A 25,213-nucleotide genomic window follows, 5' to 3' on the forward strand; every position below is an offset into this window, starting at 1 on the left:
GCCTATCCGGTCCTAACCCGCAGTGCAACGCCTGCGGCTCACGCACCCGCCGGAGCGAGGACTTCCAGCTCGCCGGGCAGCGCATAGGCCCATTGCGTGATGGTGCCGGCTCCGAGGCAGATCACATAATCGCCGGGCTTGGCCAGCCCCCTGACGATGCCGGCCAGGGCCTCTGGCCCTTCGAGCGCGGTGACGCTGCGATGGCCGTGCGCCCGCAGGCCCTGCACCAGATGGTCCCGGTCCGCCCCGGCGATCGGGCTTTCGCCCGCCGCATAGACCGGGGCGACGATGACGTGGTCGGCATCGTTGAAACAGGTGGAAAAATCGTCGAACAGCGAGGCGAGGCGGGAATAACGGTGCGGTTGCACCACCGCGATCACCTGCCCCTCGCTGGCGGCCCGGGCGGCACGCAGCACGGCGGCGATTTCCACCGGATGGTGGCCGTAATCGTCGAAAATGGCGACGCCGTTCCAGTCCCCGGTGCGGGTAAAGCGCCGCTTGACGCCGCCGAACTGGGAGATCGCCTCCAGGATGCGCGCGTCCGGCACGCCGAGTTCGCGCGCGACCGCGATCGCGGCGGTGGCATTCAGGGCGTTGTGCCGGCCCGGCATCGGCAGGCGGAAGCCCTCGATATGGCTCAGCGTCTCGCCGCTCCGGTCGCGGAACACCACGTCGAACTTCGTCACGCCGCCCTTGAGATCCACATTCACCAGCCGCACATCGGCCTGCGGGTTCTCGCCATAGGTGATGATGCGCCGGTCCTCGATGCGGCCGACCAGCGCCTGCACCACCGGATGGTCGATGCACATGACCGCGAAGCCGTAGAACGGCACATTCTCCACGAACGCCTTGAACGCCTCCTGCACCTTGTCGAAGGTCTTGAAATGGTCGAGGTGCTCGGGGTCGATATTGGTGACGATGGCGACTTCCGCCGGCAGCTTCAGGAAGGTGCCGTCGCTCTCGTCGGCCTCCACCACCATCCATTCGCCGGCGCCGAGGCGGGCATTGGTGCCATAGGCGTTGATGATGCCGCCGTTGATCACGGTCGGGTCCATGGCGCCGGCATCCAGCAGGGTCGCGACCAGCGAGGTGGTGGTGGTCTTGCCGTGGGTGCCGGCGATGGCGACGCAGCTCTTCAGCCGCATCAGCTCGGCGAGCATTTCCGCGCGCCGCACCACCGGCAGGCGCTTGGCGCGCGCGGCCTGCAATTCCGGATTGTCGCGCTTGATGGCGGAGGACACCACCACGACGTCGGCCTGGTCCACATTCTCGGCGCGGTGGCCGACCTCCACCTTGATCCCCTCGTCGCGCAGGCGCTTCACATTGGCATTCTCGGCCACATCCGAGCCCTGCACCTGATAGCCCAGATTGTGCAGCACCTCGGCGATGCCGCTCATGCCGATGCCGCCGATGCCGATGAAGTGGATGGAGCCGAGCGCCTGCGGAAGCTTCATTCTTGGTGTCCTCGATAGGTGGCGATGGGCGCCCCCCCTGCCAGATGCACGACCACGTCGGCCAGATGTTCGGCGGCGTCGAGCGTGCCGGCGCTTCTGGCCGCTTGCGCCATGTTCGTCAATGCGCGCGGGTCGGCGCCGAAGGTCGAAAGCACCGTGGCGAGCCGCTCGGGCGTGAAATTTGCCTGCGCCATCACCTGGGCGGCGCCGATCCCCTCCAGGGATTTTGCGTTCGCCGCCTGGTCCTGGTCCAGCGCGTTCGGCAGCGGCACGAGAATGGCGGGGCGCCCGATGGCCGCGAGTTCCGCCACCGTCGAGGCGCCGGAACGGGCGATCACCAGGTGGGCGCGCCCCATGCGCTCCGGCAGATCGTCGAAGAAGGGCGCGACCTCGGCCTGCACGTGCGCATTCAGATAGGCCTTGCGCACCCGCTCGAGATCCTCCTCGCGCGCCTGCTGGACGATCGACAGCCGCGCGCGCAAGTCGCCGTTGAGGCGCGCCACCGCCTGCGGCACCACGTCCGCCATCACCCGCGCGCCCTGGCTGCCGCCGAACACCAGCAGCCGGATCGGGCTGCTCACCTCGGGCGCATCGAACTTCATGCCCGCCGCTTCCCGCACCGAGGGGCGCAGCGGATTGCCGGTGAACACCGCCTTGCGCGCGAGGTCCGGCTCGTGGACGAGAATATTGGGAAAGCCGGTGGCGATGGCGCTCACCCGCGCCGCCAGCAGGCGGTTCGCCCGCCCGAGCACGCCGTTCGCCTCGTGAATGAGGCTCGGGACGCCGGAAAAGCACGCGGAGAGCACCGGCGGCAGGGTCGGATAGCCGCCGAAGCCCACCACGACCGCCGGCTTCAGCCGCCGCATCAGCGCGAGGCCGCGGAGCAGGCCCCGCAGCAGGGTGAAGACGGTTTTCGCCAAGGCCACGGGGGAGCGCCCGCGCACCGTGTCGGCCGGCAGCACATGGACCTGCCGCGCCGGGAAATGGCCGGCATAGCGCGCGGCCCGGCTGTCGGTGACGAGATCGACGTCATACCCCCGCCGCCGCAGCACATGGGCCAGCGCCTCGGCGGGAAACAAATGGCCGCCGGTTCCCCCGGCAGCCAGCAGGATCAAGGGCTTGTTCATGCCGCCGCCTGACGTCCCTGCGGTTCCGTCGCGGGCTCGCTGAGCGCCGCCAGCGCGGCCGCCCCCGGTCGTCGCCGGGAGAGGGCCAGCAGCATGCCCATGCCGAAGGCGAGCGAGATCAGCGAGGACCCGCCATAGGAAATGAACGGCAGCGTCATGCCCTTGGCGGGCATCAGATGCACGTTCACCGCCATGTTGATGGACGCCTGGAGGCCGAACAGCAGCGCCAGCCCGGTGGCGGCGAAACGGGCGAACGGGTCCTGCTCGTCCAGCGCGCGGGTGAGGCTGCGCAGGATCACGAAGGCGAACAGGGACAGCAGGATCAGACACAGGATGATGCCGAACTCCTCCGCCGCCACCGCGAACACGAAGTCCGTGTGCCCGTCGGGCAGGATACGCTTCACCGTGCCCTCCCCCGGCCCCTGGCCGAACCAGCCGCCGTGGCGGAAGCTCTCCAGCGCGGTATCGATCTGATAGGTGTCGCCGGAGGCGGGGTCGAGGAAGCGGTCGATGCGCTTCTTCACATGGGGCACGACGTTATAGGCGAGCACGGCGCCGCCCACGCCGAAGCCGATCAGCCCCACCATCCAGATCCAGCGCAGGCCGGCGAGGAAGAACAGCGCGCCCCACACCAGCACCACCAGCATGGTCTGGCCGAAATCGGGTTGCAGCACCAGCGGCAGGATCACGCTGCCGAGCAGGGCGATCGCGAGCAGCTGGGCCGGCATTTCCGGGCGCTTGCTGCTTTCCGAAAACAGCCAGGCGGCGAGCACCACGAAGGCCGGCTTGAGGAATTCCGACGGCTGGACCGTGATCGGGCCGATGTTCAGCCAGCGCCGGGCACCCTTCACCTCGGGGCCGATCACCAGGGTGGCGAACAGCAGCACCAGGCAGATCAGGAACAGCCCCATGCACACCCGCCGGATCGCGCGCGGGGACAGGAAGGACGTGAAGAGCATCACGGCGATCGCCGGGATCAGGAACAGCACCTGCCGGTTCACGAAGTGGAACGGATCGGGCATGCCCAGGCGCGCCGCGACCGGCGGACTGGCGGCAAGGCACAGCACGATGCCGATGATGATGAGGGTGAACAGCGTGCCGAGCAGCAGGCGGTCCACCGTCCACCACCATTCGCTGAGCACGGTGCGGTCGGCGCGCGACATCATGAGGCGGAACTCCGGGGCGGGAACGTCGCCGCCACCATGCGACAGCTTGGTTGACGTGCGATTAATCGCCGGCCGGGGCGGCGGGAATCCCCCGCGGGTGCGAAAATTTCCCCGTGCCGCAAGGTCCCGCGGCGCCCGCGCGAGGGTGCCGCGGCTTTTGCGGAGATCGCCGCGGCGCCCATGGCACAAAGCAGGAACGCAGCTTATCTTCCTTGCGTGTCGACCCTTGCCCACAGGCGCGCCCATGCGCTGCCGAAGCTCTTCCAGGACTGGTTCGCGACCCGCGGCTGGACGCCGCGCGCGCATCAGCTGGATCTGCTGGCCTCGGCGCGGGCGGGCCGCTCCACCTTGCTGATCGCGCCCACCGGCGCCGGCAAGACCCTGGCGGGGTTTCTGCCCACGCTGGTGGAATTGAGCGAGGCGCGCGGCGCGGATGCGCGGGCGCGCGCCAAGGCGGCGAAAAAAGCCGCCACGGACATCGCCGGCGGCGAGGCCGCGCCGCGCCTCGCTGGGCGGGTCCCGCCGCCGCGCCAATCGCCGCTGCACACGCTTTATATCTCCCCGCTGAAGGCGCTGGCGGTGGATATCGCCCGCAACCTGGAAGCGCCCATCGCCGAAATGGGCCTGCCGATCCGCGTGGAGACCCGCACCGGCGATACCCCCGCCTCGCGCCGCCAGCGCCAGCGCCGCGATCCGCCCGACATCCTGCTCACCACGCCGGAGCAGATCGCCTTGCTGCTCGCCTCGAAGGACGCGGAATATCTCTTCTCCGGCCTGAAGCGGGTGGTGCTGGACGAATTGCACGCCCTCGTCACCTCCAAACGCGGCGACCTGCTGGCGCTCGCCCTGGCGCGGCTGCGGACGATAGCGCCGGGCCTCCAGGGGGTTGGCCTTTCCGCTACGGTGGCCGAGCCGGACGATCTGCGGCGCTACCTCGTGGGCCAGTGGCCCCTCGCCCCGCACGCCGCTCCCCCTCCCCCCGTGAGGGGGAGGGCTGGGGTGGGGGGTATGGCGCCGCCAGAACCTCCACTGTCAGACACAAGCGGAGAGCGCCCGCCCACATCGACGGAGGAAGGGGCCTCCCCCCTCGCCGACCTCGTCATCGCCAAGGGCGGCGCGGCGCCCGATCTCTCCATGCTGGAGAGCCTGGCGGTGATGCCCTGGGCCAGCCACACCGCCCTGCATGCGCTCGGCGAGGTCTATGCCCTGATCGCCGCCCACAAGACCACTTTGGTGTTCGTCAACACGCGCTGGCAGGCGGAATTCCTGTTCCAGGAACTCTGGCGCATGAACGATCTCAACCTGCCGATCGCCCTTCACCACGGCTCGCTCGACGTGGAGCAGCGCCGGCGGGTGGAAGCGGCCATGGCAGCGGGCAAATTGAAGGGCGTGGTGTGCACCTCCTCCCTCGATCTCGGCATCGACTGGGGCGATGTGGACCAGGTGGTCAATATCGGCGCGCCAAAGGGCTCCTCGCGCCTCATGCAGCGCATCGGCCGCGCCAACCACCGGCTGGACGAGCCGTCCAAGGCGGTGCTGGTGCCGGCCAATCGCTTCGAGGTGCTGGAATGCCGCGCGGCCCTGGAGGCGGTGAAGGCGGGCGGGCAGGACACCCCGCCCGAGCGCACCGGCGCGCTCGATGTGCTGGCCCAGCATATTCTCGGCATGGCCTGCGCGGCGCCGTTTTCCGCCGATGCGCTTTATGACGAGGTGCGCTCCGCCGCGCCCTATCGCGCGCTCTCGTGGGAGGATTTCGACGCGACCGTGGATTTCGTCGCCACCGGCGGCTATGCGCTGCGCGCCTACGAGCGCTTCGCCAAGATCCGCAGGACCAAGGAGGGTCTGTGGCGGGTCTCCAACCCCATGATCGCGCAGACCTATCGCATGAATGTCGGCACCATCGTGGAAGCCACCATGCTCAAAGTGCGGCTGGTCTCGGCGCGCGGCGCTTCCAAGACCGGGGTGGCCGGGCGGGTGCGGTTCGGCGGGCGGATGCTGGGCGAGGTGGAGGAATATTTCGTCGAGACCATGGTCCCGGGCGATACCTTCGTGTTTGCCGGCGAGATCCTGCGCTATGAGGCCATGGTGGAGGACGAGGTCTATGTCTCGCGCTCCACCGCCACCGCACCGCGCGTGCCGGCCTATGCGGGGGGCAAGTTTCCGCTCTCCACCTTCCTGGCCGCCGGGGTGCGGGCCCTGCTCGCCGCGCCCGAGCGCTGGAAGACGCTGCCCGCCCAGGTGCGCGACTGGCTGAACCTGCAACGCGCGCGCTCCCGCCTGCCGGGACGGTTCGACCTGCTGGTGGAGACGTTCGAAAATCGCGGACGGCATTATCTCGTCGCCTATCCGTTCGAGGGGCGGCTGGCCCACCAGACGCTGGGCATGCTGCTGACCCGCCGCCTGGAGCGCGCGGGGCTCCACCCGCTCGGCTTCGTCGCCAATGATTACGCGCTGGCCGTCTATGCGGTCTCCGACATGAGCCTTGCGGTGCAGCAGGGCCGGCTTTCGCTCGACGATCTGTTCGACCAGGACATGCTGGGCGACGATCTGGAAGCCTGGCTCGCCGAAAGCGCCCTGATGAAGCGCACGTTCCGCTATTGCGCCGTGATCGCCGGGCTGATCGAGCGGCGCTTCCCCGGCAAGGAGAAGACCGGCCGGCAGGTGACCTTCTCCACCGACCTGATCTATGACGTGCTGCGTCGCCACCAACCGGACCATATCCTGCTGCGCGCCGCGCGCGCCGATGCCGCGACCGGCCTCCTGGACGTGCGCCGGCTGGGCGACATGCTCGCCCGCATCAAGGGCCGCATCGCCCACCAGCCCCTGGAGCACGTCTCGCCCCTGTCGGTGCCGGTGCTGCTGGAGATCGGCCGCGAGAGCGTGGGCGGGGACGCCTCCGAGGCGCTGCTGGCGGAGGCGGAGGAGGATCTGGTCCGCGAGGCCATGGGCTGAGGCGCATGGCGCCGCCTGCACAACTTTAGCGCTCGCCCGCCGCCCCGCGCGGACTTAGCCTGTGTCCCGACGAAGCGACGCGGAGGGGGACATGGCAAACGCATTCAAGGTCTCGCTGGCGCCCAACGAATTGTGGCAGCAGATCAACCCCTGGTCGTTCGATCTGCGGAACGCGCAGTTCGGCCTGTTCAACATCGATCTCGGCCTGACCCCGCACCCGGAAGTGGAGCAGGCGATCCTCGACGAGGTGGGCAGCTATGGCCGCCAGCTCGGCCGCATCGGCGACGTGCTGGAGATCCTGCTGAAGCATGTGCCCCTGGACAATCTCAGCGACAGCGAACAGGACGCGATCCGCGTGCTGGAGGGGCAGTTGGCCGCCGTGCGCCAGGTGAAACGCAGCGCGCTGGGAAAGAAATAGCGCCGGATCCCATCCGGCCGGATGCCCGGCGCTCTGCCCTTGCCCCCGCGCGCGGGATCGGCAATATCGCAGAATGCTCGCGCGCACCGATTCTGTTCCCCCTTCGTTCGTCGGCCTCGCCGGGGCGGAAATGGTGCTGGACCCGTGCGGCGCGCTGGCATGGCCGGAACGCCGCGTGCTTGCCGTGGCCGACCTGCATCTGGAAAAGGCTTCCGCCTTCGCCCGGCGCGGCCAGATGCTGCCGCCCTATGACAGTGCGGATACCCTGGCCCGGCTGGAAGCGCTCGTCGCCCGCTGGGCGCCCGCCCTTATCGTGGCGCTGGGCGATACGCTGCACGACCGCTGGGCGCAGGAGCGCATCGCGCCGCAGACGCGGCACCGCCTCGCGGCCCTCCAGCGGGGACGCACCTTCGTCTGGATCGCCGGCAATCATGATCCCGAGCCCTGCGCCCTCCTGGAAGGGGAATGGGCGCGCGAGATCCGCATCGGCCCCCTCACCTTCCGCCACGAGCCTTCCGCCGAAGCCGGCGCCGGGCAAGTGGCCGGGGAAGTGGCCGGGCATCTGCATCCCGTGGCGCGGCTGGTACAGCGCGGCCGCTCGATCCGCCGGCGCTGCTTCGCCACCGACGGGGTGCGCATGGTGCTGCCGGCGCTGGGCAGCCTCACCGGCGGGCTGAACGTGAGGCACCCGGCGGTGTCGAGCCTGTTCGGCGGGCGATACGAGGCGCACATGCTGGGCGCGGCGCGCACCTATCGCATCGCCGCCGACGCCTGCCTCGGCGACTGAGACCGCACCGGGACCGCACCGGGACCGCACATAAAAAACCCCGCGGCGCCGCCGCGGGGTCTCACGCTTCGGTGCGTGATGGGTCAGGCCCAGGAATCATCCGAGCCGCCGTCGCTCCAGCCGCCGTCGTCATTGTTGTCGTAGCCGGCGTCCTGCGCGTCGGCGGTGTTCCACCCGCCGTCCGAGGATGCGCCCGGATCGCCGCCGAGCGCGGTCTGGGCGTCCGCGCCGAGATTGCCCGTGTCGGCCGCCGCCGGGGTTTCCTTCGGGGTCTCCAGCGCCGCCGCCTGCTGGGCGACGGGGCCGGTGCCGCCCGACATCAGGCCCTTGATGCCATCGAACAGCAGGGCGCCGCCGGCGACACCCGCCGCCGTGGCGAGCGCCCCCTGGAGGAAGCCGCCGCCGCCGAAACCACCGCCGCCGCCGAAGCCGCGCTGCTGGCCGCCCCAGGGACCGCCCTGCTGGGGATAACCGCCCTGCTGGGGATAACCGCCCTGCTGGGGATAGCCCTGCTGGCCATAGCCCTGCTGGGCATAATTCTGCTGGCCCCAGGCGCCGGAATTGGGCTGGCCGGCGGTGTTCACCTGGGGCGGAAGGCCCATCGGGGCGCCACCGGGCGCGGAACTGGGCGCGCCGGCAGCCGGGCGCGCGCCGGCGGTGGGCACCGAGGTGCGGCCGCCACCGAACAGGCCGCCGAGGAAGCTGGTGCTTTCCTGCGGCGCGGCCGCGGCCTCGCGGGCCTGCTGTTCCAATTCCTGGATGCGGGCGGAGGCCTGCGTCAGCGCATGTTCCTGCACGAGCACGGTCTGCGCCAGGGCATAGGTCGCATGGGGCAGTTCGGCCAGACGCTGGGCGATCAGCGCTTCAGCCTCGCGATCGCGCGGCTGGCCCTCCAGGCCGCGCATGCGATCGAACAGGCCGTCAATAAGCGCACGTTCCTCGGGAGTCATCTCCGCCTCCGGTTGTTGACCGATCTGCATATGAGGCGGCGCACGCGGCGGAAGAAGGGCCGTCGCCCATGAATTTTTTGTAACGTTACGTAAGGTAGAGCCAGCCGCCCGGAAATGGTGTCCGGGCGGCTGGCCTGGGACGGCCTCAGGCGATCAGTTTATAAGCCGGCAAAGTCAGGAATTCCTCGAACTGCGGCGCCAGCGTCATGTCGGCGAACAGCTTGATCGCCTCGGGGAACCGCCCCTTGTCATAGACGTCGGGACCGAGGGTTTCGCGCAGCTTGGCCATTTCATCGTCCAGCAGCGCGGTGAACAGGTCGCCCGTCACCGTGCGGCCATCCTCCAGCGTTGCGCCGAGATGGATCCATTGCCAGATCTGCGCGCGGCTGATCTCGGCGGTCGCGGCATCCTCCATGAGGTTATAGAGCGGTACCGCCCCGCGTCCCCGCAGCCAGGCTTCGATATATTGCACGCCGACGCGGATATTCTCGCGCAGCCCGGCTTCCGTGCGCGCGCCCTGGTGCATCACCAGCAGGTCGTCGCGGCCGACGCCCACGTCCTGCCGCATGCGCTGGAGCTGGTTGGGCGTGGGCATGAGGCGGTCGAACACCTCCTGCGCCACCTTCACCAGATCGGGATGGGCGACCCAGGTGCCGTCGCACCCTTCGCCCGCCTCGCGCTCCTTGTCCGCCTGCACCTTGGCGAAGGCGGCGGTGTTGGCGCTCGCATCCCCCTTCACCGGAATCTGCGCCGCCATGCCGCCCATGGCGAACGCGCCGCGCCGATGGCAGGTCTTCACCAGCAGCGATCCATAGGCTTTGAGAAAGGCTTCGCTCATCACCATGCGGCCCCGGTCGGGGGTCAGGAAGCGGGCATTCTTTCCGAGCCGCTTGATGAAGGAAAAGATGTAGTCCCAGCGGCCGATGTTCAGCCCCGCCACATGGTCGCGCAGCTCGTAGAGGATTTCGTCCATCTCGAACACCGCCGGCAGGGTCTCGATCAGCACCGTGGCCTTGATGCAATTGGCCGGCAGGCCGATGCGCGCCTCGGCGAAGGTGAACACCTCGTTCCACAGCCGCGCTTCCAGGTGGCTCTCGGTCTTGGGCAGATAGAAATAGGGGCCGGAGCCCTGCGCCAGCGCCGCCTTGGCATTGTGGAAGGCATAGAGGCCGAAATCGAACAGGGCGCCGGAGACCGGCGCGCCGTCCACCTCCACATGGGCCTCCGGCAGATGCCAGCCGCGCGGGCGGATAATCAGCACCGCCGGGGTCTCGCCGAGCTTGTAGTCCTTGCTGTTGGAGGGATCATGGAAGTCGATCGCGCCGGCCCAGCGATCCTTCAGGTTGATCTGGCCCTCGATCATGTTGGACCAGAAGGGCGAGGAGGCATCCTCGAAATCCGCCATGAACACCTTGGCGCCGGAATTCAGCGCGTTGACGATCATCTTGCGGTCCACCGGCCCGGTGATTTCCACGCGCCGGTCCAGCAGGTCCTGCGGCAGGGGCGCGATGCGCCATTCGGCGGCGCGGATGCCCTGGGTCTCGGGGAGGAAATCGGGCAGTTCGCCGGCATCGAAGCGGGCTTGCCGGGCCGTGCGGGCCTCCAGCAAAGCGAGGCGCGTCGCGTTGAAATTGCGCTGCAGTTCGGCGACGAAGGCGAGCGCCTCGGGGGTGAGGATCTCCTCATAGCGCGGGCCGAGCGCGCCGGTGATGACAAGGCCGGTAGGCAGCGTGGGGGTCGACATGATGTCGGTCTCCTATGGGAACGAAACAAACAGCTGTCCCGGGACGGGAACGCCGCCGGTGCGCCTGAGGCGCGATCCGGCGGGAAAAATCCTCAGGCGCGGGCGGCGGCGATGATCGCCGTGAGTTCGCGCGCGGCGGCGGCCACATCGGCCGCCTTGCATAGGGCCGACACCACGGCGATGCCGTCCGCCCCGGCCCGGATCACATCGGCCGCGCACGCCGCATCGATGCCACCGATGCCCACCAGCGGCAGGGAGATGAGCTTGCGCAGGGCCGCAAGGCCCGCGACGCCGATGGCGCCGCCGGCATCGCCCTTGGTGCCGGTGGCGTTCACCGGACCCACGCCGACATAATCCACCCCCGACAGATCGGAGACGGCGAGCTCCGCCGGCGAACCCACGGAGAGGCCGAGGATGCGCCCGGCCCCGAGCACGCCGCGCGCGGCGGCGGGGTCGATGTCGTCCTGGCCGAGATGCACGCCGTCCGCGTCCGCCGCCAGCGCCACGTCCACCCGGTCGTTGATGATGAGGGGAATGCCGTGGGGCGACAGCAGCGTCTTCAGCGCCCGCGCCTGCTCCACCAGGGTGCGGCCCTTCGCGTGCGGATCGCGCAGCTGCACGATGGTGACGCCCCCCTGCACCGCCTGTTCGACGGTGGCCAGCAGCCCGCGTGCGGCGGTCTGGGCGGGATCGGTGACCAGATACAGGGAGAGGTCGAACATGGGGGACATGAGGTCTCTCTCGACAGGGTGCGGCATCCGCGCCGGCGCCATGGGTTTAGCCCATCGCGCCTTACGCACCTATGCCGAGCGCGACGGAAGTCTAAGTGTCAGCGGGGCAACAGTGCTTCGCTGCGGCGGCAACAGTCGAGGGGGCCGGTTCACGCCGCCCGCGCCGCGCCCATCCCCGCCCGCGCCAGCGGCCCCGGCACCGGACCGCCGGTCGCCCAGTCCAGCAATTCCACCGTATGCACCACCGGAATATCGGTGCCGCTGCCGATCTGCGTCATGCAGCCGATATTGCCGGTGGCGATGATCTGCGGCGCCAACTTCTCCAGATGGGCCACCTTGCGGTCGCGCAACTGCCCGGCCAGCTCGCTCTGGAGCATGTTGTAGGTGCCCGCCGAGCCGCAGCAGATGTGGCTTTCGAACGGCTCGGCCACCTCGAAGCCGACATGGCGCAGCATCTGCACCGGCGGCCCCTTGACCTTCTGCCCGTGCTGGAGCGAGCAGGCGGCGTGATAGGCCACCCGATGATCCATGGGGGCCATGGCGGCCGGCAGGTGCAGCGTGGCGGCGAACTCGGAAATGTCCCTGGCCAGCGCCGAGACCTTCGCCGCCTTCTCCGCATAGGCCGGATCGAGGCGCAGCATGTAGCCATAATCCTTGATGGTGGTGCCGCAGCCGGACACGGTCATCAGGATCGCGTCCAGGCCCTCGCCCTCGATCTCGGCGGTCCAGGCGTCCACATTGGCGCGGGCAAGCGCGAGCGCCTGTTCCTCGCGGCCCATGTGATGCACCAGCGAACCGCAGCAGCCCTCGCCCTTCGCCCGCACCACCTCGACGCCGAAACGATTGAGCAGGCGCATGGCGGCTTCGTCGATCTCCGGGCGCAGCACCGGCTGGGCACAGCCGCCGAGCAGCGCCACGCGCTTGTGACGCGGCCCCTGCGCCGGGAACACGCCGGGCAGGGTGCTGTGCGCCGGCCCGTGCGGCAGGCCTGGCGCGAGGCGCAGCATGGCGGCCAGCGGCCGCAGCGGCTTCACCGCCTGGAACAGGGGCGCGAGCGGCTTGGCGATCGCCGCCCCCAGCAGGGCCAGGCGGAACCGGTTGCGATAGGGCAGCACCGCCGCCAGCAAGGCGCGGTTCAGCCGGTCGAAGACCGGGCGCTTGTAGGTCTGCTCGATATGATCGCGGGCGTGATCCACGAGATGCATGTAGTGCACGCCCGAAGGGCAGGTGGTCATGCAGGAGAGGCAGGAGAGGCAGCGGTCCACGTGCTTGACCACTTCCTCGCTCGCCGGCCGCGCGTTCTCCAGCATGTCCTTGATGAGGTAGATGCGCCCGCGCGGGCTGTCGAGCTCGTCGCCCAGCAGCACATAGGTGGGGCAGGTGGCCGTGCAGAAGCCGCAATGGACGCACGCCCGCAGGATCTTGTCCGCCTCCACGATGTGCGGATCGGCCAGTTGCGCGAGGGAGAAATTGGTTTGCATGGGTGGCTAGCCTTGGCGGCGGAGTGTTGTACGACGGAGCGGGACACCGCCCTCGGTGCGGGACGGAACGCTCGCTTCCCTCCTGCGGGACGGAATGCCCCTCTCCCTCCTGCGGGACGGGGCACCCCCCTCCCCTGCCCTCCCCCGCAAGGGGGGAGGGGGCGCGTTGGTCTCAATCATCGGCCGCCTCCCGCAATCCCGGACCAAAGCCCTCCCCCCTTGCGGGGGAGGGTTGGGAGGGGGGTATCGCCGCCGCAGTCGCGGACATGCGCCGCACGGGGGGAGGGGGTGCGGTTCGTTCAGCCATCTGCCCCCTCCCGCACTCCCGCATCGAAGCCCTCTCCCCTTGCGGGGGAGGTCTTTGCGTTCGCCTTCAAGGATGCAGGGACGGGCCGGTGGGCGGGGTCTCTACCCCCCTCCCCAGCCCTCCCCCGCAAGGGGGGAGGGGGCGCGTTGGTCTCAATCATCGGCCGCCTCCCGCAATCCCGAAGCAAAGCCCTCCCCCCTTGCGGGGGAGGGTTGGGAGGGGGGTATCGCCGCCGCAGTCGCGGACATGCACCGCGCGAGATCCTCAAGCACCCCGTCGAGGTTCGACATCACATCGCCATTCCAATAGCGCACCACGCGATAGCCCTGCGCCTGGAACCACTGGTCACGCCGCCGATCGCGATCCTGCTGCACGGCGTGCTGCCCGCCATCCAGCTCCACGACCAGCCGCGCCCCATGGCTGACGAAATCCGCGATATAGGCACCCATCGGCACCTGGCGGCGAAACGACAGGCCAGTGAAGCGATGCGCCCGCAGATGGGACCAAAGCTTGCGCTCGGCATCGGTCATCGCGCGGCGCAGGGCTTTTGCGTTCGCCTTCAAGGATGGCGGGATGGGCCGGTGGGCCGGCGCTCCACCCCCCTCCCCTACCCTCCCCCGCAAGGGGGGAGGGGGCGCGTTGGTCTCAGCCATCGGCCCCCTCCGCTAATCCTGGATCAAAGCCCTCTGTCCTTGTGGGGGAGGTCTTTGCGTTTGCTTTCAAGGATGGCGGGACAGGCCGGTGGGCGGGGTCTCTACCCCCGTCCCCAGCCCTCCCCCGCAAGGGGGGAGGGGGTGCGTTGTTCTCAGCCATCTGCCCCCTCCGCTAATCCCGGCTCAAAGCCCTCCCCCCTTGAGGGGGAGGGTTGGGAGGGGGGTATCGCTGCCGCAGTCGCGGACATGCCCCGCGCGAGGGGAGGGGGCGCGGTTCGTTCAGTCATCGGCCGCCTCACGCACTCCCGCATCGAAGCCCTCTCCCCTTGTGGGGGAGACTTTTGCGTTCGCTTTCAAAGATGCAGGGACGGGCCGGTGGGCGGGGTCTCCACCCCCCTCCCCAGCCCTCCCCCGCAAGGGGGGAGGGGGCGCGTTGTTCTCAGCCATCTGCCCCCTCCGCTAATCCCGGCTCAAAGCCCTCCCCCCTTGAGGGGGAGGGTTGGGAGGGGGGTATCGCTGCCGCAGTCGCGGACATGCCCCGCGCGAGGGGAGGGGGCGCGGTTCGTTCAGTCATCGGCCGCCTCCCGCACTCCCGCATCGAAGCCCTCTCCCCTTGTGGGGGAGGCTTTTGCGTTCGCTTTCAAAGATGCAGGGACAGGCCGGTGGGCGGGCGCTCTACCCCCCTCCCCCGCCCTCCCCCGCAAGGGGGGAGGGGGCGCGTTGTTCTCAGCCATCGGCCCCCTCCGCTAATCCTGGATCAAAGCCCTCTGTCCTTGCGGGGGAGGGTTGGGAGGGGGGTATCACCGCCGCAGGCCCCGAAGCTGCGAAAATGAGATCCCCCTCGGGCTGAACGCGCGCCCCCATCTCACGCCCCCGCATACATGCGGCCGGGGTTGAGCAGGCCCTTGGGATCGAAGCTCGCCTTCACCCGCTGGCTTAGCGCGGCATGGGCGGGGGCGAGCGGCTGGAAGACGGCGCCGGCGCGCTGCGCCGCATCGGCCCGCACCAGGGTCGCGTGGCCGCCATGAGGCGCGAGGCGCGCGCGCACGGCCTCCGCCTGCGGCAGCGCGTCGGGCATCTGAACCCACACCAGCCCGCCGGCCCAGTCGCAAAACGCCTCGGCATCGAGAGCGGCCGCAAGCTCGGCGGCGAGATGCGGCCCGGCCATGGGAGCGGTGGAGATGCGCCACACCGCGCGCTCCCGCGCCTGGGTGAACGGCAGCACGTCGCGCACGCCGGCCCACAGCCCCGCCGAGGCCTCCGCATCAAGCACCTCGACCCCGCCGAACGGCATCAGCACGCGGATCAGCATGGCGCGCCGCGCCTTCACCGAGGGTTCGAACCCCTCCAGGCGCAGGGCCACCACGGAGCGGTCGCTCTCCAGCTGCGGCAGGCGCGGGGCGACCGCGGCGGGAATGGAGGCGGCCGCCGACACCTCGCAGGACGAGCCCATGGCCGCGCTCATGGCGCGCGCGCTCGCCTCCGCGTCGAGGCCGAACACGACCAGCGTCTCCTGCGTCGGCGGGCGGGGAATGACCTTCAGCGTCACTTCGCTCAGCACCCCGAGCGTGCCGTAGGAGCCGGCCAGCAGGCGCGGCAGGTCGTAGCCGGTGACATTCTTCACCACCCGCCCGCCGGATTTGAACACCTCGCCTCGCCCGGAGACCGCGCGCGCGCCGAGCGCATGGTCGCGCGCCGCGCCATGGCTGATGCGCCGGGGGCCGGAGAGATTGCAGGCAAACACGCCGCCGATGCTGCCCGCGCCGGCGGGGCCGCCGAGCAGCGGGCCGCAATCCATGGGCTCGAACGCCATCATCTGCCCGTTCTCGGCCAGCATGGTCTCGATCTGCGCGATCGGCGTGCCGGCGCGGGCGGAGAGCACCAGTTCGCCCGGCTCATAGAGGGTGACGCCCCGCACGCCGGAGACATCGAGCGTGCGGTCGGTCTGGCTCGCCCGGCCGAGGCCGCGCTTGGAGCCGTGGCCGACCACTTCCAGCGTCTTGTTCTCGCCGAGCGCCGCGACCACCGCCTCGGCGATCTGCGCCTCGTCCTCAACTTTCACGATATCTGACATGCGGATTCCTGGCCGTGACGGCCGCTCAGAAACGGGGAATGTCGGGGAACGGCACCTGCCCGCCGCTCACATGCATGCGGCCGAGCTCGGCGCAGCGATTGAGGGTCGGGAACACCTTGCCGGGATTGAGCAGGCTCTGATCGTCGAAGGCGCATTTCAGGCGCTGCTGATGGGCGAGGTCGACCTCGTTGAACATGGTCGGCATCAGATCGCGCTTTTCCACGCCAACGCCATGCTCGCCGGTGAGCACGCCGCCCACCTCCACGCACAGGCGCAGGATGTCGGACCCGAAGGATTCCGCCGCATCCAATTCGCCCGGCTTGTTCGCATCATAGAGAATGAGCGGGTGCAGGTTGCCGTCGCCGGCATGGAACACGTTCGCCACCCGCAGGCCATAGTGCGCCGACATCTCCCGCATGCGCGAGAGCACCAGGGGCAATTGCCGGCGCGGAATGGTGCCGTCCATGCACAGATAATCGGGCGAGAGGCGCCCCACCGCCGGGAAGGCCGCCTTGCGCCCCGCCCAGAAGCCGAGCCGCTCGTCCTCGGTCTGCGACACGCGCAGGGTGGAGGCGTTGCAGCCCTTGGCGATGGCCGCCACCTCCTCCAGCAGATGGGCGCATTCCGCTTCCGGCCCGTCCAGCTCGACGATCAGCAGGGCTTCCACATCCAGCGGATAGCCCACGTTCACGAAGGCTTCCGCGGCGGCGATGGCGTCGCGGTCCATCATCTCGATGCCGCCGGGAATGATGCCGGCGCTGATGATGCGCGCGACGCATTCCCCCGCATCCTCCGAGGTGGGAAAGCCCACCAGCACCGCGCGCGCCGTATCCGGCTTCTTCAGCAGCCGCACCGTGACTTCCGTCACCACCCCCAGCAACCCCTCGGAGCCGACGATGACGCCCAGCAGGTCCAGCGCGCCGGGGTCGAGATGCTTGCCGCCGAGCCGCACGATCTCGCCGGTGATCAGCACCAGCTCGACGCCCAGCACATTATTGGTGGTGAGCCCGTATTTGAGGCAATGCACGCCGCCGGAATTCTCGCCCACATTGCCGCCGATGGTGCAGGCGATCTGCGAGGAGGGGTCGGGGGCGTAATAGAAGCCCTCGTGTTCCACGGCGCGGGTGATGCCGAGATTGGTCACGCCCGGCTGCACCACGGCGCAGCGATTGGCGAAATCGATGTCCAGCACCTTGTTGAACTTGCCCATGGCGAGCAGCACGCCGTCCTGGAGCGGCAGGGCGCCGCCGGACAGCGAGGTTCCCGCCCCGCGCGGCACCACGCGGACATTGTTGTCGTGGCAATATTTCAGCACGCGGGAGACTTGCTCCGTGGTGCTGGGCAGCACCACCACGAGCGGCAATTGCTTATAGGCGGTCACCCCGTCGGATTCGTAGGGCCGCATTTCCTTTTCATGCGCGATCACGCCTTCGCCGGGCACGATGGCGCGCAGATCGGCGATGATCGTCTCGCGATTGGCGAGGGTCGTCTCGTCCGCTGCCGGAAGCCTGAGGCTCGTCATTGCGGCATCCCTTGAACCGTTTCCTTTTTTTACCAGTATAATCGGTTTGCAGTGAAAAGCGGTCGCGGATTATTTCCGTTGCGGCTAAAATGAAAACAGCAATGGAAACAATACGTCGCCTCCCCAGCCGTCCGGGCCAGACCCGCCGCCCCACGGCCGAACCCCGGCCGATGATCGGCAATCTCGGGGATCTGGAAATCTTCGCCCGCATCGTCACCGCCGGCAGCCTCTCCGCCGCCGGGCGCGAATTGGGCCTCTCCCCGCCCGTGGTGTCGAAGCGGGTGCAGCGGCTGGAGGACCGGCTCGGCGCGCGCCTGTTCCAGCGCACCACCCGCAAGGTGACGCTGACCGAGGCGGGGCAAGGCTTCTACGAACGGGTGGTGGCGATCCTCGCCTCGATCGAGGAGGCGGAAACCCAATTGTCGCGCCGCTCCACCGAGGCGCGCGGGCTGCTGCGGGTGTCGGCGCCCACCTCGTTCGGGCGCATGCATATCGCGCCCCATCTCGGGCCGCTGCTGTCCGCCAACCCGGACCTGACCATCGATCTCGAACTCTCCGACGCGTTCGTGGACATCGTCGGGGATGGCTTCGACATCGCGGTGCGCATCGCCGACCTGAACGATTCCAGCCTGGTCGCCCGCCGCCTCGCGCCGGTGCACCGCGTGCTGTGCGCAAGTCCGGCCTATCTTGAAAGCGCCGGCGTGCCGGCGAGCTTCGCCGATCTTGCCGACCACACCCTGCTCGCCACCCATGGGCAGGACCCCTGGCGGCTGGAAGGCCCCGACGGGCCGGTGATCCAGCGCGTCTATTCGCCGTTGCGCACCAATTCCAACGAGGTGGTGCGCGAAGCGGTGCTCGCGGGGGTCGGCATCGCGCTGCGCTCCACCTGGGACGTGGGGCCGGAATTGCGCAGCGGCGCGCTTCAGGTGGTGCTGCGTGATTTCCACGCCTCCCATCGCGTGGGGGTGTTCGCGGTCTATCCGAGCCGGCGCTTCCTGCCGCAGAAGGTGCGGGTGTTCATCGACCATCTGGCCGCGCTCTACGGCTCCGTCCCGCCCTGGGACGAGGGGCTGGAACAGGTGCTCGCGCCCGCGCCCGTGGCCTGAGCGGCCCCGCGAACGACGCGCCTCACCCCGGCATGCGGCTCGGCGCGAGGCGGCCGGCGAGATTGCCGTAGAACAAGGCGGCGATCAGATCGGTCTGGGTGACGATGCCCACGAGCTGGAGATGGGCGTCCATCACCGGCAGATGGTGCAGGCCGGCATCCAGCATCATGGGAATGAGATTAGCGATCGGCGTGTCGGGCCGCGCGGATCTGACCGGCGCGGTCATGATGTCGGCGACGCTGGCGTCCGGCGCGCGCCCGGCATTGAGGCCCTGCTTCAGGCGCCGGGCGAGGCCCATATGCGGCCCGTTGCGGCCCCAGTCTGCCTTGTCGAGCAGATCGGTCTGGGTGACGATGCCCACCACATGGGCCTTCTCGTCGGTCACCGGCAGGGCCTTGATGTGGTGGCCGCGCAGCAGCTCCAAAGCCTCGCGCAGCGGGGTTTCCGGCGCCACCGCCAGCACGTTGCGGGTCATGATGTCGCCGCAGGTGACCTCCCCCGTGCGGCGCAGATAGCCGCGCGTCTGGGCCTGCCGCAGGATCGCTTCGAGGGCGTTGCGGTCGATATCCATCACCTCGCCATATTGCCTCAGCACCGCGTCGAGATCGGCGGCGGAGAAGCCGACGCGGTCCTTGGCGCGGCCGGGATCGCCGGGCGGCGCCGCGACCGGGGCGAGCTGGGGATAGCGGCGGCCGGTGAGATTGTTGTAGGCGAGCGCGCAGCCGAGCAGCAGCAGGGAATTGATCCCCACGGGCCAGAGCACAAACTGATAGCCGAGCGCATGGATCGCCGGGCCGCCCAGCACGGCGGTGAGCGCCACCGCGCCGCTCGGCGGATGCAGGCAGCGCAGCACCAGCATCAGGCCGATGGCGACGCCGCCCGCCACCCCCGCCGCGAGATAGGGATGGGGAATGAGAATTCCGGCGGTGACGCCCACCAGCGCCGCCACGAGGTTGCCGCCGAGGATCGACCAGGGCTGGGCCAGCGGGCTCGACGGCACGGCGAACAGCAACACCGAGGACGCCCCCATGGGCGCGATCAGCAGCACCAGATTGTCCACCGGCCCGAGCGCGAGCTGGGTGATGAAGCCGGTGAGGAACAGGCCGAGCCCGGCCCCGCAGGCGGCGCGCAGGCGTTCCACATTGCTGACCGGGGTGAGCGCCGGCAGCAGGCGCTTGAGGAAGGCGAGGATCGGAAGCATGGCGCCATCCTTGGCGGGCCGCGCTGTGAAGGCGCGGACGAAAGACCGGCCGGCGACCGGTCCGCGTTGCCCAAAGTTTTAGCAATTTGCGCAGGCGACAGGCAATTGGTGGCATGCAGTATTTTCAGCGGCACGGCGCCCGGCCGCGTTCGAAACTAAAACCGCAACTTTATAGTTGCGTATTTTCGAAGATTGGAGATGATCAGGCAACCAGGAGGTTGCCTATGTCCAATTCCATCGAGAAGACCATCGATCTGAAGGCGCCCGTCGAAAAGGTCTGGCACGCCCTCACCGACCATGAGGCGTTCGGCGCCTGGTTTCGCGTGAAGCTGGACGGGCCGTTCGTCCCCGGCGCGCCCTCCACGGGCCAGATGACCGTTCCCGGCTATGAACATGTGCGCTGGAACGCCACCGTGAAGCAGATGGAGCCGCCCCGGCTGTTCTCCTTCACATGGCATCCCTATGCCATCGAAGCCGGGGTGGATTATTCCGGCGAGACGCCGACGCTGGTGGAATTCCGCCTCGCCCCGATCGCGGGGGGCACCCGCCTCACCGTCACGGAAACCGGCTTCGACGCCCTGCCGCCCCATCGCAGGCCCGACGCCCTGCGCATGAACGAACGGGGCTGGACCGCGCAGATGGGGAACATCCAGGCCCATGTCGAACGCTAGCCTTTCCACCGCCGGGGGCGACCCGGTTCCGGTGTTCGCCGCCCTCGGCGATCACACGCGCCTCGCCCTGCTGAGCCGGCTGAGCGATGGCGAGGCGCGCTCCATCTCCGGCCTGTCGGCAGGCACGGCACTGACCCGGCAGGCGGTGACCAAGCATCTGCGGGTGCTGGAGGAAGCCGGCCTCGTGCGCAGCGTGCGGGTGGGGCGGGAAAGCCGGTTCGCCTTCCGCCCCGAAACCGTGGACGCCGCCCGCGCCTATCTCGAAGAGGTCTCCCGCCAATGGGACGACGCGCTGGCGCGGCTCAGCGCGTTCGTCGAGCGGTGAGGGCGCGAGCGGAAAGGCCGGCGCTCAGGCGGCGACCTTGGACACCGCCGGGGGATAGCGCAGCGGCGCGCCGAAGCGGTTGTACATATTGATGAGACCCACGGCCGCCGTGAGGTTGACGATCTCGGCCTCCGAGAAGTTTGCGCTCACCTCGGCATAGAGGGCGTCGGAAACCGGGCCGGTGGAAAGGCGGGTGAGGGCTTCGGTCCAGGCCAGCGCCGCCCGCTCGCGGGGCGTGAAGACCGGGGCTTCCGGCCACACCGCCAGCAATTGCAGCCGGTCTTCGGTTTCCCCCTCCTTGCGGGCGTCCACCGCATGCATCTGCACGCAATAGGCGCAGCCGTTGATCTGCGAGGCCCGCAGCTTCACCAGTTCCAGCAGGGAATTTTCAAGCCCGCAGGCCTTCACGGCGGCGCTGAGGTCGGTGATCGCGGCGAGCACCGGCTTGGCGAGACCATAGGCCCTGGCGGGCGAGATGCGGGGGGCGTGCGTATTCGGGTCGGACATGGACGTCTCAGGCTCCATCGTGCATATCAGAGGACTGATATCGGCGTGTATATAAGAGGTCTGATATGGAGGGCAAGACTCTCTCCTCCGCCCTGCCGCGCCCGGGCGAGCGCAAGCGCGGCGTGGACGGCTATCTTGGCTATCTGCTGCGCCAGGCGAACGCGGCGTCCAGCCACGCCTTGCAGCAGGCCTTGGCGGATCTCGGCCTGACGGCGCCGCAATTCCTCGTCCTCACCCTGGTGAAGGCCTATCCCGGACAGGCGGCGGCGCAGATCGCCCGGCTCGCCCTGCTCACGCCGCAGACCCTCACCGTGATCGTGCGCAATCTGGAGCGCGACGGCGCCCTCACCCGAACCGCTCCCGCCGCCGGCCGCGCCATCAGCCTCAACGTCACGCCCGCGGGCGAGGCCCTGCTGGTCCAATGCCGCGCCCGCACCGCGCCGCTCGAAGCGCGCATGGCCGCCGGCCTGTCCCCGGAAGAGGAAAGCGTGGTGCGACGCTGGCTGGTGCGGGTCGCGACCGATGTCGCCGCCGACGGCGACATCCCGCCGCTTGGCTAGGAGCGATCGACGTCCAGCGGCTCGGCGGATCGCCGCGGCGCCAGGCGGCAGGGGCGCGCGAGCGTCCTTCTTTCACCGGCCGTCATGGCCGGGCCTGTCCCCGCCATTCCCGCCGGGCCGCGCGCGGGAGCCTTGAAACGTCGGCACCAGCGGTCCCGCGTGGATGCGCGGGACACGCCCGTGCACGACCGTGGCTCCCCGGCGAGGGCGGGACCCTTGGCGCGGAAGCGGCGGCAGGGCTACATGACGCACTGACGTCCGCGCTGAGAAAGCCCGCCATGCCCCGTGCCGTCGCCGGCCCCGAGATTGAACGCCTGATCCAGCTCCTGGCCCGCCTGCCCGGCCTCGGCCCGCGCTCGGCGCGCCGAGCCGCCCTGCATCTGATCAAGAAGCGCGAGTCCCTCCTGGCCCCCCTCACGCTCGCCATGCAGGACGCCTTGGGCAAGATCGTCGAATGCCGGGTGTGCGGGAATCTCGACGTGCGCGATCCCTGCACGGTGTGCGCGGACCCTGAGCGCGACCCGGCGGTGCTGGTGGTGGTCGCCGACGTCTCCGATCTGTGGGCGCTGGAACGGGCCTCGGCCATCCATGCCAAATATCACGTGCTGGGCGGCGTGCTCTCCCCGCTCGACGGGATCGGGCCGGAGGACCTCTCCATCGCCAAGCTGATCGGACGGGTGGCGGCCGAGGGTTTCAAGGAAGTGATCCTGGCGCTCGGCGCCACCGTGGACGGGCAGACCACCGCCCATTATCTCACCGATCTTCTGCGCGACCTGCCGGTGAAGGTCACGCGCCTCGCCCATGGCGTGCCGGTGGGCGGGGACCTCGCCTATCTCGACGAAGGCACCCTCTCCGCCGCCATGCGGGCCCGGACCCCGCTTTAGGCGGGTCGACAGGCATGGCCTGACGCCGCCGCGGGAGACAACGACAATGGCGCGCGCCTCGGCGCATCTGCGCTCAGGCGCCTCGACGATGCGCCGCGCCGCTGAAGGTCGATCCGTCCTGAGGCGCGCCTCCCCGCTCTCACCGCATGTGTCCCGAAGAGTTGGCACGCCGCGCGAAGTCATCGGCCGAACTTTCGCGAAAAGGGCGGTTTCTTCACCCAAAGGGGCACGGAAAAGCGCTTCTCCGTGCCGTTCGTCTTTGCTAAGCCATTGTTTCACGTGAAACATTTTGCGCAGGAAGCGGGCGCCGGGGCGCTTTCTCACCCCACCAGCTCGAACCAATCCTCCTCGGTGATCACCTGAACGCCGAGCGCCCGCGCTTTCTCCAGCTTCGAGCCCGCGCCGGGACCGGCCACCAGGATGTCGGTTTTCGCGGAAACCGAGCCCGCCACCTTCGCGCCGAGCCGTTCCGCCATGGCTTTCGCCTCCTCGCGGGTCATCTTCTCCAGCGATCCGGTGAAGACGACCGTCTTGCCCGAGACCGGCGAACCGGTGGAGACGGCTTCCAGCGGCTGGGGCGTGACCTCCTTCAGCAGGGCGTCGACGACCTCCTGGTTGTGGGGCTCGCGGAAGAAATCCACCACCGCCTCGGCGACCACCGCGCCGATGCCGTCGATATTGATCATTTCCGCCCAGGCGTCATTGCCCTGCGGCTTGCGGCGCCGGACTTTCGCCGGAGTCGGCTCGCCCTGATCCGGCGCGGGCGCGGCGGCTTCCTCCATCTCTTCCGGCATCTCCGCCGCAAGCGCGGCATCCCGCAGGGCCTCCATGGAGCCGTAATGGCGGGCGAGGCGCTTGGCATTGGTCTCGCCCACATGGCGGATGCCGAGGGCGAAGATGAAGCGATCGAGCGCGATGGCGCGCCGCTCCTCAATGGCGGCGAACAGCTTCTGCGCGGAAGTCTTGCCCCAGCCCTCGCGATTCTCCAGCCGCGACAGGGATTTTTCGTTGCGCGCCTGGAGTCGGAAGATGTCGGCGGGCTCGGCGATCAGCTTCCATTCATAGAAGGCGTGCGCCTGCTTCTCCCCCAGCCCCTCAATGTCGAACGCGTTGCGGGACACGAAATGGCGCAGCCGCTCCACCGCCTGGGCCGGGCAGATCAGCCCGCCAGTGCAGCGGCGGACCGCATCCTGCTTGCCGGTCTTCGGGTCCACCTCGCGCACGGCAAGGCTGCCGCAGACCGGGCAATGGTGCGGAAATTCATAGGCCTTGGTGTGCGCCGGCCGCTTCTCCAGCACCACCGAGACCACTTGCGGGATCACGTCACCGGCGCGCTGGACGACCACCGTATCGCCGACCCGGATATCGACGCCGCCGCGGATCGGCTCGCCGTCGCCGCCGATGCCGCGGATATAATCCTCGTTGTGCAGCGTGGCATTGGAGACCACGACGCCGCCCACGGTGACCGGGGTGAGCTTCGCCACCGGCGTCAGCGCGCCCGTGCGACCGACCTGGATCTCGATGTCTTCCAGGACCGTGGTCGCCTGCTCGGCCGGAAACTTGTGGGCCAGCGCCCAGCGCGGCGAGCGCGAGACGAAGCCGAGCCGGCGTTGCAGATCCAGGCGGTCCACCTTGTAGACCACCCCGTCGATATCATAGCCGAGCTGGGCCCGCTGTTCGCCGATGGCGCGGAAATGGGCGAGCAGGCCTGCGGCATCGTCTGCAAGAATGGTGAGGGGGTTGATGGGCAGGCCCCAACGCCCGAAAGCCTGCACCACGCCGAGCTGGGTGTCGGCGGGCAGGCTCGACGCCTCGCCCCAGGCATAGGCGAAGAAGCGCAGCGGGCGGGCGGCGGTGATCGCCGAATCGAGCTGGCGCAGCGAGCCGGCGGCGGCATTGCGCGGATTGGCGAAGAGCGGCTTGCCCGCCTGCTCCTGGCGTGCGTTCAGGGCGAGGAAATCGCCCTTGTCCATATAGACCTCGCCGCGCACGTCGATCAGCTCGGGCACCCCCTCGCCTTTCAGCACATGGGGGATTTCCGCAATGGTCCGCACATTGGCGGTCACATCCTCGCCCTGGCTGCCGTCGCCGCGCGTGGCGGCGGAGACGAGGTGGCCGCGCTCATAGCGCAGCGAGCAGGAAAGGCCGTCGATCTTCGGCTCGGCGGTGAAGCACAAAGTCTCCTCCGCCGGCAGGTTCAGGAAGCGCCGCACGCGCGAGACAAACTCCACCACCTCCTCGTCGGAAAAGGCATTGCCCAGCGAGAGCATGGGCACGGTGTGGAAGATCTTCGCGAATTTGGAGGCCGGGGCCGCGCCGACCTTTTCCGAAAGGCTGTCGGTGTCGCGCAGGTCCGGGAAGCGCGCCTCGATGGCCTCGTAGCGGCGGCGCAGGGCGTCATATTCCGCATCCGTGACGGTGGGCGCATCCTCCTGGTAATAGCGCGCGTCGTGGGCGGCGATCTCCTGCGCGAGCCGCGCATGTTCGGCCGCGGCGTCATTTGGCGTCAGGCTGTCCACGATCTGGTCGCGAAGCGGGCGGTCGGAGGCGGAGGTTGAGCGCGGCATGCGACGTTTCTTCTCGCTGCGGGCCC

Annotated in this window: 21 protein-coding genes; 8 read left to right on the forward strand and 13 right to left on the reverse strand. The window is 69.2% G+C overall.

Annotated features, from left to right (window positions below; all coding sequences use genetic code 11):
* Positions 1-38: 38 nt before the first annotated feature.
* From murC to ftsW, 3 genes are read right to left on the reverse strand one after another with little or no spacing between them, the layout of a single operon-like run.
* The gene (murC, locus tag V5F84_RS20705) at positions 39-1,454 is read right to left on the reverse strand and encodes a UDP-N-acetylmuramate--L-alanine ligase (RefSeq protein ID WP_394041836.1); all 1,416 of its coding nucleotides are present in this window, start codon (positions 1,452-1,454) and stop codon (positions 39-41) included.
* Complete coding sequence (murG, locus tag V5F84_RS20710) at positions 1,451-2,581, reverse strand: undecaprenyldiphospho-muramoylpentapeptide beta-N-acetylglucosaminyltransferase (protein WP_394041835.1); 1,131 nt, start codon at positions 2,579-2,581, stop codon at positions 1,451-1,453. The genes murC and murG overlap by 4 nt, the downstream gene beginning before the upstream one ends.
* Positions 2,578-3,747, reverse strand: coding sequence for a putative lipid II flippase FtsW (gene ftsW / locus V5F84_RS20715; RefSeq protein ID WP_394041833.1), 1,170 nt, complete (start codon positions 3,745-3,747; stop codon positions 2,578-2,580). Before ftsW ends, murG begins: the two co-directional genes overlap by 4 nt.
* 180 nt (positions 3,748-3,927) lie before the next feature.
* Between ftsW and V5F84_RS20720 the strand changes: the two genes are divergently transcribed.
* From V5F84_RS20720 to pdeM, 3 genes are all read left to right on the forward strand, one after another.
* The gene (locus V5F84_RS20720) at positions 3,928-6,699 is read left to right on the forward strand and encodes a ligase-associated DNA damage response DEXH box helicase (RefSeq protein ID WP_394041832.1); all 2,772 of its coding nucleotides are present in this window, start codon (positions 3,928-3,930) and stop codon (positions 6,697-6,699) included.
* Between the two features lie 91 nt (positions 6,700-6,790).
* Positions 6,791-7,117, forward strand: a complete 327-nt coding sequence (locus V5F84_RS20725) for a hypothetical protein (RefSeq protein WP_394041830.1) — start codon at positions 6,791-6,793, stop codon at positions 7,115-7,117.
* 73 nt (positions 7,118-7,190) lie between these two features.
* On the forward strand, positions 7,191-7,904 hold the full coding sequence (gene pdeM, locus V5F84_RS20730; RefSeq protein WP_394041829.1) for a ligase-associated DNA damage response endonuclease PdeM: 714 nt from the start codon (positions 7,191-7,193) through the stop codon (positions 7,902-7,904).
* An 83-nt stretch (positions 7,905-7,987) separates the two neighbouring features.
* Here the strand turns inward: pdeM and V5F84_RS20735 are convergent, their stop codons facing one another.
* The 7 genes from V5F84_RS20735 to V5F84_RS20765 all read right to left on the reverse strand — a co-directional run bounded on the left by V5F84_RS20735 (position 7,988) and on the right by V5F84_RS20765 (position 17,366).
* A complete protein-coding gene (locus V5F84_RS20735) occupies positions 7,988-8,854 on the reverse strand; it encodes a DUF2076 domain-containing protein (RefSeq protein ID WP_394041828.1) in 867 nt (288 codons plus the stop codon).
* Positions 8,855-8,999: 145 nt separating this feature from the next.
* On the reverse strand, positions 9,000-10,598 hold the full coding sequence (gene aceB / locus V5F84_RS20740; RefSeq protein WP_394041827.1) for a malate synthase A: 1,599 nt from the start codon (positions 10,596-10,598) through the stop codon (positions 9,000-9,002).
* A gap of 92 nt (positions 10,599-10,690) precedes the next feature.
* Positions 10,691-11,329 carry a thiamine phosphate synthase gene (gene thiE, locus V5F84_RS20745; protein WP_394041826.1) on the reverse strand — a complete coding sequence of 213 codons (639 nt, stop codon included), beginning with the start codon at positions 11,327-11,329 and terminating at the stop codon, positions 10,691-10,693.
* Between the two features lie 149 nt (positions 11,330-11,478).
* A complete protein-coding gene (gene glcF, locus V5F84_RS20750) occupies positions 11,479-12,810 on the reverse strand; it encodes a glycolate oxidase subunit GlcF (RefSeq protein ID WP_394041825.1) in 1,332 nt (443 codons plus the stop codon).
* 459 nt (positions 12,811-13,269) lie between these two features.
* Positions 13,270-13,647, reverse strand: a complete 378-nt coding sequence (locus V5F84_RS20755; protein ID WP_394041824.1) for a DUF559 domain-containing protein — start codon at positions 13,645-13,647, stop codon at positions 13,270-13,272.
* A 988-nt stretch (positions 13,648-14,635) separates the two neighbouring features.
* Positions 14,636-15,844: a glycolate oxidase subunit GlcE gene (gene glcE, locus V5F84_RS20760; protein ID WP_394041823.1), complete on the reverse strand. Its 1,209-nt coding sequence runs from the start codon at positions 15,842-15,844 to the stop codon at positions 14,636-14,638.
* A 25-nt stretch (positions 15,845-15,869) separates the two neighbouring features.
* On the reverse strand, positions 15,870-17,366 hold the full coding sequence (locus tag V5F84_RS20765) for an FAD-linked oxidase C-terminal domain-containing protein (RefSeq protein WP_394041822.1): 1,497 nt from the start codon (positions 17,364-17,366) through the stop codon (positions 15,870-15,872).
* 170 nt (positions 17,367-17,536) lie between these two features.
* Between V5F84_RS20765 and V5F84_RS20770 the strand changes: the two genes are divergently transcribed.
* Positions 17,537-18,472 carry a LysR family transcriptional regulator gene (locus V5F84_RS20770; RefSeq protein WP_394042111.1) on the forward strand — a complete coding sequence of 312 codons (936 nt, stop codon included), beginning with the start codon at positions 17,537-17,539 and terminating at the stop codon, positions 18,470-18,472.
* 22 nt (positions 18,473-18,494) lie between these two features.
* Here the strand turns inward: V5F84_RS20770 and V5F84_RS20775 are convergent, their stop codons facing one another.
* On the reverse strand, positions 18,495-19,673 hold the full coding sequence (locus tag V5F84_RS20775) for an HPP family protein (protein WP_394041821.1): 1,179 nt from the start codon (positions 19,671-19,673) through the stop codon (positions 18,495-18,497).
* A 224-nt stretch (positions 19,674-19,897) separates the two neighbouring features.
* Here V5F84_RS20775 and V5F84_RS20780 point away from each other — a divergent pair, with 224 nt between their 5' ends.
* Positions 19,898-20,344, forward strand: a complete 447-nt coding sequence (locus V5F84_RS20780; RefSeq protein WP_394041820.1) for an SRPBCC family protein — start codon at positions 19,898-19,900, stop codon at positions 20,342-20,344.
* Positions 20,331-20,669, forward strand: coding sequence for an ArsR/SmtB family transcription factor (locus tag V5F84_RS20785; RefSeq protein WP_394041819.1), 339 nt, complete (start codon positions 20,331-20,333; stop codon positions 20,667-20,669). Before V5F84_RS20780 ends, V5F84_RS20785 begins: the two co-directional genes overlap by 14 nt.
* Before the next feature lie 24 nt (positions 20,670-20,693).
* Here the strand turns inward: V5F84_RS20785 and V5F84_RS20790 are convergent, their stop codons facing one another.
* The gene (locus tag V5F84_RS20790) at positions 20,694-21,176 is read right to left on the reverse strand and encodes a carboxymuconolactone decarboxylase family protein (protein WP_394041818.1); all 483 of its coding nucleotides are present in this window, start codon (positions 21,174-21,176) and stop codon (positions 20,694-20,696) included.
* 65 nt (positions 21,177-21,241) lie between these two features.
* On the opposite strand from V5F84_RS20790, the gene V5F84_RS20795 reads away from it, so the two are divergent.
* Positions 21,242-21,736 carry a MarR family winged helix-turn-helix transcriptional regulator gene (locus V5F84_RS20795; protein ID WP_394041817.1) on the forward strand — a complete coding sequence of 165 codons (495 nt, stop codon included), beginning with the start codon at positions 21,242-21,244 and terminating at the stop codon, positions 21,734-21,736.
* Positions 21,737-22,014: 278 nt separating this feature from the next.
* Complete coding sequence (gene recR, locus V5F84_RS20800; RefSeq protein WP_394041816.1) at positions 22,015-22,620, forward strand: recombination mediator RecR; 606 nt, start codon at positions 22,015-22,017, stop codon at positions 22,618-22,620.
* A gap of 320 nt (positions 22,621-22,940) precedes the next feature.
* Here the strand turns inward: recR and ligA are convergent, their stop codons facing one another.
* Positions 22,941-25,187, reverse strand: a complete 2,247-nt coding sequence (gene ligA / locus V5F84_RS20805) for an NAD-dependent DNA ligase LigA (protein WP_394041815.1) — start codon at positions 25,185-25,187, stop codon at positions 22,941-22,943.
* Positions 25,188-25,213: the final 26 nt, after the last annotated feature.

The organism is Roseixanthobacter liquoris (assembly GCF_043195135.2).
GTDB lineage: Bacteria > Pseudomonadota > Alphaproteobacteria > Rhizobiales > Xanthobacteraceae > NCEH01.